The organism is Sulfitobacter sp. (genome assembly GCF_041552635.1).
GTDB lineage: Bacteria > Pseudomonadota > Alphaproteobacteria > Rhodobacterales > Rhodobacteraceae > Sulfitobacter.
This window is the reverse complement of the sequence record NZ_JBFEKM010000166.1, coordinates 1-8805: the sequence shown is the minus strand read 5'-3', so window position 1 is coordinate 8805 and position 8805 is coordinate 1. Positions and strand designations below refer to the sequence as shown.

Annotated in this window: 10 protein-coding genes; 7 read left to right on the top strand and 3 right to left on the bottom strand. The window is 56.4% G+C overall.

All coding sequences use genetic code 11. The annotated features are described in order from the left end of the window. Positions 1 to 218: 218 nt before the first annotated feature. The gene (locus ABYT07_RS16735; RefSeq protein WP_372993175.1) at positions 219 to 1358 is read right to left on the bottom strand and encodes a phosphoserine transaminase; all 1140 of its coding nucleotides are present in this window, start codon (positions 1356 to 1358) and stop codon (positions 219 to 221) included. 156 nt (positions 1359 to 1514) lie between these two features. Here ABYT07_RS16735 and serB point away from each other — a divergent pair, with 156 nt between their 5' ends. After that, on the top strand, positions 1515 to 2390 hold the full coding sequence (gene serB / locus ABYT07_RS16730; RefSeq protein ID WP_372993177.1) for a phosphoserine phosphatase SerB: 876 nt from the start codon (positions 1515 to 1517) through the stop codon (positions 2388 to 2390). 75 nt (positions 2391 to 2465) lie between these two features. Here serB and ABYT07_RS16725 read toward each other — a convergent pair whose 3' ends face one another. After that, entirely contained in the window at positions 2466 to 3446 is a 981-nt protein-coding gene (locus ABYT07_RS16725) for an asparaginase (protein WP_372993174.1), read from the bottom strand. Between the two features lie 178 nt (positions 3447 to 3624). Here ABYT07_RS16725 and ABYT07_RS16720 point away from each other — a divergent pair, with 178 nt between their 5' ends. From ABYT07_RS16720 to ABYT07_RS16705, 4 genes are all read left to right on the top strand, one after another. Further along, a complete protein-coding gene (locus tag ABYT07_RS16720) occupies positions 3625 to 4152 on the top strand; it encodes an invasion associated locus B family protein (RefSeq protein WP_372993176.1) in 528 nt (175 codons plus the stop codon). A 317-nt stretch (positions 4153 to 4469) separates the two neighbouring features. Continuing rightward, positions 4470 to 5645, top strand: a complete 1176-nt coding sequence (gene rlmN, locus ABYT07_RS16715; RefSeq protein WP_372993173.1) for a 23S rRNA (adenine(2503)-C(2))-methyltransferase RlmN — start codon at positions 4470 to 4472, stop codon at positions 5643 to 5645. 34 nt (positions 5646 to 5679) lie between these two features. Continuing rightward, positions 5680 to 6081, top strand: a complete 402-nt coding sequence (locus tag ABYT07_RS16710) for a hypothetical protein (RefSeq protein ID WP_372993172.1) — start codon at positions 5680 to 5682, stop codon at positions 6079 to 6081. A 126-nt stretch (positions 6082 to 6207) separates the two neighbouring features. Next, positions 6208 to 6420 carry a hypothetical protein gene (locus tag ABYT07_RS16705; protein WP_372993171.1) on the top strand — a complete coding sequence of 71 codons (213 nt, stop codon included), beginning with the start codon at positions 6208 to 6210 and terminating at the stop codon, positions 6418 to 6420. A gap of 27 nt (positions 6421 to 6447) precedes the next feature. Here the strand turns inward: ABYT07_RS16705 and ABYT07_RS16700 are convergent, their stop codons facing one another. Next, positions 6448 to 7290, bottom strand: a complete 843-nt coding sequence (locus ABYT07_RS16700; protein ID WP_372993170.1) for an LOG family protein — start codon at positions 7288 to 7290, stop codon at positions 6448 to 6450. A 141-nt stretch (positions 7291 to 7431) separates the two neighbouring features. Between ABYT07_RS16700 and dapD the strand changes: the two genes are divergently transcribed. Both dapD and ABYT07_RS16690 read left to right on the top strand, forming a co-directional pair. Further along, a complete protein-coding gene (gene dapD, locus ABYT07_RS16695; protein ID WP_372993169.1) occupies positions 7432 to 8259 on the top strand; it encodes a 2,3,4,5-tetrahydropyridine-2,6-dicarboxylate N-succinyltransferase in 828 nt (275 codons plus the stop codon). A gap of 60 nt (positions 8260 to 8319) precedes the next feature. Then, the gene (locus tag ABYT07_RS16690; protein ID WP_372993168.1) at positions 8320 to 8574 is read left to right on the top strand and encodes a GlsB/YeaQ/YmgE family stress response membrane protein; all 255 of its coding nucleotides are present in this window, start codon (positions 8320 to 8322) and stop codon (positions 8572 to 8574) included. Positions 8575 to 8805 lie beyond the last annotated feature (231 nt).

Below are 8805 nucleotides of genomic sequence, written 5' to 3'. Positions count from 1 at the left end.
TAGTCGCCAATGATGGCGGCGAGCTTTTCTTTATCCTTGCCCAGATTGGGTTGGAAATCGACCTCGATGCCACGGTCTTTGAAGATTTGTACGGCGGCTTCGGACAGGCTGTCGGAAATGAGAACTTTGGGGGCCATGTTTGGCGCTCCTTTTTTGAATAGAAGGGGGGCGTGGGTTGTCACCCACCCTACGCGCGGTGCAAGGTGGGGAACCCGTAATTATGCGTTGATTTCGGACTCAAAGGCCCAAGCAAGCCACGGCAGCATCGCCTCGATATCCGAGGTTTCAACTGTGCCGCCGCACCAGATGCGCAAGCCCGGAGGGGCATCGCGGTAGGCACCAACGTCCAGTGCGACATCTTCGTCGGCAAGGCGTTTGGCAACGGCTTTGGCGAATGCGGCCCCGTCGGTAATGCGGTCGTCGGCGAACTTGAGGCAAACAGATGTGTTGGACCGTGTCGCCGGATCAGTGGCAAGGAAATCGATCCAGTCGTGGTCTTCCACGAACTTGGCAATCGCGGCGGTGTTGGCATCGGCACGGCCGATCAGGCCGTTCAGACCGCCAACGGATTTCGCCCAGTCCAGCGCCAGCAAGTAATCTTCTACACACAGCATCGAAGGCGTGTTGATCGTTTCACCCTTAAAGATGCCGTCGATCAGCTTGCCGCCTTTGGTAAGGCGGAAAATCTTGGGCAGGGGCCATGCAGGTGTGTAGTTTTCAAGCCGCTCAACCGCGCGCGGGCTGAGGATCAACATGCCATGCGCCGCTTCTCCTCCCAGCACTTTCTGCCAGCTGAAGGTGGTTACATCCAGCTTGTCCCATGGCAGGTCCATGGCGAAGGCAGCAGATGTAGCGTCGCACAGGGTCAGGCCCTTGCGATCAGCGGGGATAACATCGCCGGTGGGCACGCGCACACCGGATGTGGTGCCGTTCCAGGTAAAGCAAACGTCGTTGTCATAGTTGAGCGACGCCATATCCACGATCTGACCATAGTCAGCGGTGTGGACGGTATGTTCGATCTTTAGCTGTTTGACAGCATCCGTCACCCAGCCAGCGCCGAATGATTCCCAAGCGACCATTTCAGCAGGGCGTTCGCCCAACATGGTCCACATGGCCATTTCATAAGCGCCAGTATCTGACGCAGGCACGATGCCGATTTTATAATCAGCCGGTACGCCTAGGATCTCGCGGGTGGTCTCGATTGCGGCAAGCAGCTTGGCTTTGCCGGGGGCAGCGCGGTGGCTGCGGCCCAAAGGCGCGCTGGCAAGCTTGGTCAGGTCATAGACGGGGGGTTTGGCGCACGGGCCGGAGGAAAAACGCGGATTCGTTGGTCGCGTTGTAGGTACTGTAATAGCCATTTAGCTACCCTTTCAGATAAGCGCCCTTCGTTGGGGAAGGGTGTCCCATTGCTGCATCTAGAGGTGCGCACGGTCTGGCACAAGCCGGAAAATATCGCTAGAACGCCGCTTGATTGGCTTTTTACGACAGCTCTGACGCGGATCGGAAACTTGACGATGCATAGTGTGACTTTGTTAACCTCGCCTGAACGACCAAAGCTGGAGGCCGCATTGGTCGACAGCCTGCGAAATGCATGGGGCGGTGGCGATGCGGTTTGGTTGGCCCCTGATGAGGCCGCAACTTTTGATATGTTGCGGATGCCGGGCAATCGTTGGGATGTCTGGGCTGAATGTCAGGGCATGGGCGTTGATTTGATCATCGTTCCGTCAGAAGGGCGGCGCAAAAAGATGCTGCTTGCCGATATGGACAGCACCATGATCCAGCAAGAATGCATCGACGAGTTGGCTGATGAAGCAGGCGTGGGCGCGCGGGTAAAGGATATCACTGCACGCGCCATGAATGGCGAGCTGGATTTCGAGGGCGCGTTGCGCGAACGGGTCGGTCTTCTTGAAGGGCTGGACGAGGCCGTGATTGGTCAGGTTTTGGCGCAGCGGATTACGCATATGCCGGGGGGCAAGACATTGCTGGCCACGATGAAGGCACAGGGGGGCTATGCCGCGCTGGTGTCCGGCGGGTTTACGGCGTTTACGGCTGCGGTTGCGGAGGCGTTGGGGTTTGACGAGAACCGGGCAAATACCTTGTTAATTTCGGATGGTAAATTGACGGGGCAGGTGGCCGATCCGATCTTGGGCAAGCAAGCCAAGGTGGACGCGCTGGAGCAGATCACCGCGCGGCTTGGTCTGGTCGAGGGTGATGTGATCGCGGTCGGGGACGGTGCAAATGATCTGGGCATGTTGCACCGTGCAGGTATGGGCGTCGCCCTGCATGCCAAACCATCCGTCGCGGCGGAGTGCGATGTAAGGATCAATTTTGGCGATCTGACGGCGCTGTTGTTTGTGCAGGGCTACGCGAAAAACGAATTCGTGGTTTGAGTTCGAGAGGTGCATGGGGCGCTGCCCCATACCCCGGGATTTTGAACCATTTGGAACTAAGGTGCGGTGCCTTTTTCAGGCGAAAGTTGCGGCGGGTTTAAGTGTTCCAGTGATGATGCCCCGGCGATTTTCGATGGGGGCATTGCGGTATTTGAGCGCCTCGGGGTGGTTCGGATCAAGTGCGCCGAGTTTCACAAGGATTGACGCGATGGCGCATTCTGCGGCCCGTTTCGTTCCGCAGGCAGCTTTCAGGGCGACGCCGATTTTCTGATCGGGCAGGATCGCGATGAAGAAGCCTTCGGCACCGGTTTTCAGGGCAACTTTGCCATTCATCGCACGCATCAGGTTGGTGCAGGCGCGGGTTTCGCCTGCGACCAGTTCCGGGTGAAGGCGCATGGCTTGGTGTAGGCGCGCCTCGGCGGAGCCGTCGGGAGCGGAGGCAAAACGGGCCATGGCCCTTGCCATGCCGTGCAATGTGGTTGCGAAGTTCGGGACGGAGCAACCGTCGATGCCGTAGCCCGGAGAGGTAAGGCCGGTGACCTGCTCGAAGGCGTCTAGGCAAGCTTTTTGCACAAGGTGGTCCGGCTTTTCGTAGTCAGCGCCGCCACCAAGGTGTTTGTTAACCGTTAGAAAGCCCGCGTGTTTGCCAGAGCATTCATGGTGTATCTGGCAAGGTTTTTCACCTGTGCAGATCAGCGCGTTGCGAGCAGTTTCATCACCCGGTTCCGCTGTGCCGCAGCGAAAATCCTGATCGTTCAGCCCCATTGTTTCGAGCCAGTCGCCCACCAGTCCGGTGTGGAGCGCTGCGGCCTGGTGCGAGGCGCAGGCGAGCGCCAGATGTTGGGGGGTGAGGCCAAAAGCATCGGCAGCGCCCGACTGCACGAGTGGTAGCGCCTGAATCATCTTGGCAGAAGATCGCGGCAGGATCACAGCCTCGGGATTGCCCCAAGCATGGATGATTTGACCCGTGTCATCGCAGACCACTGCATGGCCAGAGTGGACGCTTTCCAAGAACGGACCACGCCAAATTTCGGCAAAGGGGGCTGCTGCTGTCATGTTTCATCCTCTCAGTGGGCGATTTCCTGCCAATCAGGGTTTCGTCGGTCGCCTGTTTCGCGTTAATATGCTTGTTGTCGAGCGAAGAACAGTTCCAATAAAAGAGCGTCTTTCGAAGGGCCGCCAGAGGAATTGTATTGAAGTTGAGGTTAATGGCGGCTGGAGGCCAGGGTACATGATGAATTTTAAGAAGACCGGTTTAATCTTGGCAGTGGCAAGTTTCGCGACCACGGGTGCTTGGGCGCAAGCGCAAAGCACGAACCGCGTTGCCGCACAGACTGATTGGAGCGTTTTCGTCGAAGATAATCCGACGGAATGTTGGGGTGTATCGACCCCCAAGAATTCTGTAAACTCCCGGGACGGGCGCGTTGTTGCCGTGAACCGGGGGCAGACCCTTTTGATGGTTTTCTACCGCCCAAGCGCGGGGGCCAAGGGGCAAGTGGCCTTTACTGGCGGATATCCCTTTGCGTCGGGGTCGACGGTGAATATGGACATCAGCGGCACTAGTTTCGAGCTGTTTACCGATGGTGAATGGGCTTGGCCTGCGACGGCGGATGATGACAACAAGATCATCACGGCGATGAAGCGCGGTGCGGATGCGGTGCTGACTGCCCGTTCGGGCCGGGGTACCCAGACGAAAGATACATTTTCCCTGTTGGGTTTCACGGCTGCTGTTGAAGACGCGGCAAAGCGCTGTGGCGGCTAGGTTAGGGTATTGGCCTCCTGAGGAAAACGGATGGCAGCATTGGCTGGCCAGCATATAGGGCGAGAGCCTGAGTAATTGCCGAACAAAGCGCAGTGTCGCGCTAAATTTCTGTGACCTAAATTAGCTGGGCTAAAGATACAAAGTCTGGCCATTTTACTATGCGCCCGTTGGTCGAAATGGCCGTGGGCTTTTGGATTGTTGTTATGATGTCCTTCCCGCGATGATTATAAGGTAAGCTCGTTATTCAGGCTTTCCTTTTGATCTGGGGCAGAATGCCTATATAGAGCGATCAAATACCTCATTTCCGGAGAATCTCCATGTCAGCGACCGCGCCGATTACCCAAGACGTCATGACCATCCCGCGCAAATTGCCGGACGGGCCGATGAACTTGGTTGGCCTGACCCGTGACGCCATGCGCGAGGTGCTGATTGCGCACGGCACGCCGGAAAAGCAGGCAAAGATGCGGGTGGGCCAGATCTGGCAATGGATATATCAGTGGGGAACGCGCGATTTTGCGGACATGACCAACCTGTCCAAGACATTCCGCGCCGAATTGGCCGAGAAGTTCGTGATCGAGGTGCCCGAGGTTGTGACCAAACTGGTTTCCGAAGATGGCACGCGCAAATATCTGGTGCGCATCGCTGGCGGACATGAGGTCGAAGTTGTTTATATTCCTGAAGAGGGGCGCGGCACGCTATGCGTCAGCTCTCAGGTGGGGTGCACGTTGACGTGTTCGTTCTGCCATACAGGCACGCAAAAACTGGTGCGTAATCTGACGGCAGCCGAAATCATCGGGCAAGTCATGATAGCGCGGGACGATCTGGACGAATGGCCTGTTCCTGGCACGATCACCGAAGCGCCACGTTTGCTATCGAATATTGTGCTGATGGGCATGGGCGAGCCTTTGTATAACTTTGAGAATGTGCGCGATGCGATGAAGATCGCAATGGACCCCGAAGGCATCCAACTGTCGCGCCGCCGGATTACATTATCGACCTCAGGTGTCGTGCCGGAAATTGCACGAACGGCGCAGGAAATTGGGTGCCAACTGGCGATTTCGTTTCATGCCACCACAGACGAGGTGCGCGACAAGCTGGTACCGATCAACAAGCGTTGGAATATCGCTGAACTGGTTGAAGCGCTGCGCAGCTATCCCAAGGTCAGCAATTCCGAGAGGATCACCTTTGAATATGTGATGCTGAACGGTGTGAACGACAGTGATGCAGATGCGTACCGGTTGATCGAATTGATCCGTGGTATTCCGGCCAAGATTAACCTGATCCCGTTCAACGAATGGCCCGGCGCGCCTTACACTCGGTCATCGAACAACCGTATCCGGGCGTTTTCAGAGATTATCTATAAGGCGGGCTATGCATCGCCTGTCCGCAAACCGCGCGGTGAAGATATTATGGCGGCCTGTGGTCAGCTGAAGTCAGCGACGGAGCGTGCTCGCAAGTCACGCAAGCAGATCGAGGCTGACGCCGGGCTTTAATGCCAATCTAACCACGACGCTAAATTCTGCGGGGGTGAAAGTTACCGTAGATCTTCCTGAAATGATGCTGCGCGCGCTATCGGCCTTGGCAAGAGCCGAGGATGTGGCTGTCGGCCAGTTGGCGCGGGATGCTATTACGCTTGATCTACGGTTGCGTGCGAAACCAAAGAGGGACGATAGGACCGATGCGGCGCTCGCCGCATTACTTTGCGCGCTCCTTGCTAAAGACCTTGCCGGTTCGACAAGTTGGCGCGACCTGCATCCGAGGGTCTTGCGCTGTGCGCATGGGATAGCGGCCAAAAAGCTGTGCAAGGCATCCGATTTTGGCCATTCACACAGCCGCCTTACCCGTCATTTTGGCCCGGCTTTTCCGGGGCACCCTCATGCGCATCTATTCTTGATGGATGCACAAGAGAGCGAAGTCATATCCACATGATTGCCCATGCCAAATTGGGCAGGGCTATCGTGAAATGACCTTTAGTTCGCCACAGTTCAGCAAGACTTAAGACATCATGGCACAGGATATTGTTTCCATCGACACATCAATCACGAGGTAAACACGATGTCTGTTATCATAAAAAGCGACGCCTTTGTTACCGCCGAGGTGCTTGCTCTTGTCACCCGCGAACGTCAAAGCGCCTTGTCCGTGCGCGAGTGGCAGCACCGTTTGGCTGGCTACGGCTATGGCCTGCGCGACACCAGTGATGGTATCGTTCTTGAAACCTTGCCGCATCACGTTGAGGTCTGCGTTCTCCCGGCTGAACTTTGCGCCTGACCTCTTAAGCCAAACTGTTGCGAATACCTATCTGCCGGGCACCGCGTCTCGTGCGGGGGCTGTCTCCCAGCTTTCGATCAACTCCACCGCTTCTGCGGCGGTCTCGACAAACTGAAACAAATCAAGGTCTTCGGCCGAAATCGTGCCAGCATCGGCAAGTGCTTCCCAGTTGATGATCTTTTCCCAGAAGGCGCGGCCAAACAGCAAGAACGGGACGCGTGACATGCGACCGGTCTGAATCAAGGTCAGTGCTTCGAATGTCTCGTCCAGGGTGCCAAAGCCGCCCGGAAAGACACATACGGCCCGCGCGCGCATCAGGAAATGCATTTTCCGGATCCCGAAATAGTGAAAGTTAAAACACAATTCCGGTGTGACATATCGATTCGGTGCCTGCTCGAACGGCAAGACGATATTCAATCCGATGGACCGCCCGCCTGCGTCCACAGCACCGCGATTGCCTGCCTCCATGACGCCGGGCCCTCCGCCCGTGACGATGACATTCTCGTGGCCGTCGCTCTCCATTGATTTCAGCGTCATCAGCCGCGCAAATTCGCGGGCTTCGTCATAGAAATGCGACAGCTCTGCCAGTGTTTTCGTGCGTGCCTTGTCCTTGTTGGCAGGTTCGGGAATACGTGCGCCACCAAACAGCACGATGGTCGATGTGATGCCGTGCGCGTCCAGCCCCATTTCTGGTTTAAGTAGTTCAAGCTGCAATCGTACCGGTCGCAATGCGTCCAGCCCCATGAAATCATCATCTGTGAACGCAAGGCGGTAGGCTGGTGCACGGGTTTGCGGCGTATCGGGCACGTCTTTGGCTTTGGCGCTGTCTGAAACAGCGCCGCGCAAAGGGTGGCGGGGTTTTTCGGTCATTCGCATCTCCGGTCATCAATTTAGGGGCAGCATGCCCGCGTTTTTTGGCAATGGCCACGGCGGGCGTTGTGATTGCGTGCAAACCATCACAACTGTATAGGCAATGGCAACACCTGTCCTTCTCAACCCGGAGCTACCTTTATGTCCAACGCCCAACTTGAAACTGCCATCGAAGCCGCGTGGGAAGCCCGCGATACGATTACCTCTGCAACCACCGGCGAAACCCGCGACGCGATCGAGGCGACTTTGGCCGCGTTGGACAGTGGCAAGCTGCGCGTTGCCGAGAAAATGGAAAGCGGTGACTGGCATGTGAACCAATGGGCGAAAAAGGCCGTTTTGCTTGGCTTTCGGATCAAAGACATGGAGCATCAGACAGGCGGCCCGCAGGGTGCCGGCTGGTGGGACAAGGTCGACAGCAAGTTCAAAGGCTGGGGCGACGACGAATGGAAGACTGCCGGTTTCCGCGCGGTTCCAAACTGTGTTGTGCGCAAATCGGCTTATATCGCACCGGGCGTGGTTTTGATGCCGTCCTTTGTGAACATTGGTGCCTATGTCGACAGTGGCACGATGGTTGATACATGGGCCACGGTCGGATCCTGTGCGCAGATCGGTAAGAACGTACACCTGTCCGGTGGCGTAGGGATTGGCGGTGTGCTTGAGCCCATGCAGGCGGGTCCGACAATCATCGAAGACAACTGCTTTATCGGGGCCCGCTCCGAGGTGGTAGAGGGCTGTATCGTGCGCGAAGGGTCCGTATTGGGTATGGGCGTGTTTATCGGCCAATCCACCAAGATCCTTGATCGTGAAACCGGCGAAGTCATGTATGGCGAAGTCCCTTCAGGGTCGGTTGTCGTTGCGGGGTCGATGCCATCGAAAAATGGTGTGAACCTGTATTGTGCCGTAATCGTCAAACGCGTGGATGAAAAAACCCGGTCCAAAACGTCGATTAACGAATTGCTGCGCGACTAGGGAACAGTTTCACGGACTTGTGAGTTATCTTTATGAAACAAGATATATGGAGAATAACAAATGACAGGTCTGGGTTGGTTCGCAGCAATTATCGTAGGTGGTTTGGCAGGATGGATCGCTGAAAAGATCATGAAATCCGATATGGGTTTAATCATGAACATCATTTTGGGGATCATCGGTGCCTTGGTTGCGAACTTCCTTCTGGTCGCAATTGTTGGCGCGACGCTGGGTGGCTGGATCGGCCAGCTTATCGTGGGTGTGATCGGTGCATGTTTGCTGATTTGGGTCACCCGTCTGGTCCGGGGTCGCACCTGACCCTTTCCAGAACGTGAAGAACAAGATAGGGCTGCCGCATCTCAATGCGGTGGCCTTTTTTATGACTGATCAGAAGAAACCAAAAAAACCGTCCCGCCAGCAGGTTTATACCCTTCTGGTCGAGATTGGCCGAAAAGAAGGCGACGGCTTGCCTGACAAGGCGACCGGCGCTGCGCTGATGTGCTTTGCCTCTGGCATAGACGAGGCCGAAGCCGTGCGCGAAACCGTCGC

Coding starts and splice junctions, on each gene's coding strand:
- ABYT07_RS16735 (WP_372993175.1), bottom strand. CDS start 1,358: ATGGCTATTACAGTACCTACAACGCGACCAACGAATCCGCGTTTTTCC.
- dapD (WP_372993169.1), top strand. CDS start 7,432: ATGTCCAACGCCCAACTTGAAACTGCCATCGAAGCCGCGTGGGAAGCC.
- rlmN (WP_372993173.1), top strand. CDS start 4,470: ATGTCAGCGACCGCGCCGATTACCCAAGACGTCATGACCATCCCGCGC.
- serB (WP_372993177.1), top strand. CDS start 1,515: ATGCATAGTGTGACTTTGTTAACCTCGCCTGAACGACCAAAGCTGGAG.
- ABYT07_RS16705 (WP_372993171.1), top strand. CDS start 6,208: ATGTCTGTTATCATAAAAAGCGACGCCTTTGTTACCGCCGAGGTGCTT.
- ABYT07_RS16720 (WP_372993176.1), top strand. CDS start 3,625: ATGAATTTTAAGAAGACCGGTTTAATCTTGGCAGTGGCAAGTTTCGCG.
- ABYT07_RS16700 (WP_372993170.1), bottom strand. CDS start 7,290: ATGACCGAAAAACCCCGCCACCCTTTGCGCGGCGCTGTTTCAGACAGC.
- ABYT07_RS16725 (WP_372993174.1), bottom strand. CDS start 3,446: ATGACAGCAGCAGCCCCCTTTGCCGAAATTTGGCGTGGTCCGTTCTTG.
- ABYT07_RS16690 (WP_372993168.1), top strand. CDS start 8,320: ATGACAGGTCTGGGTTGGTTCGCAGCAATTATCGTAGGTGGTTTGGCA.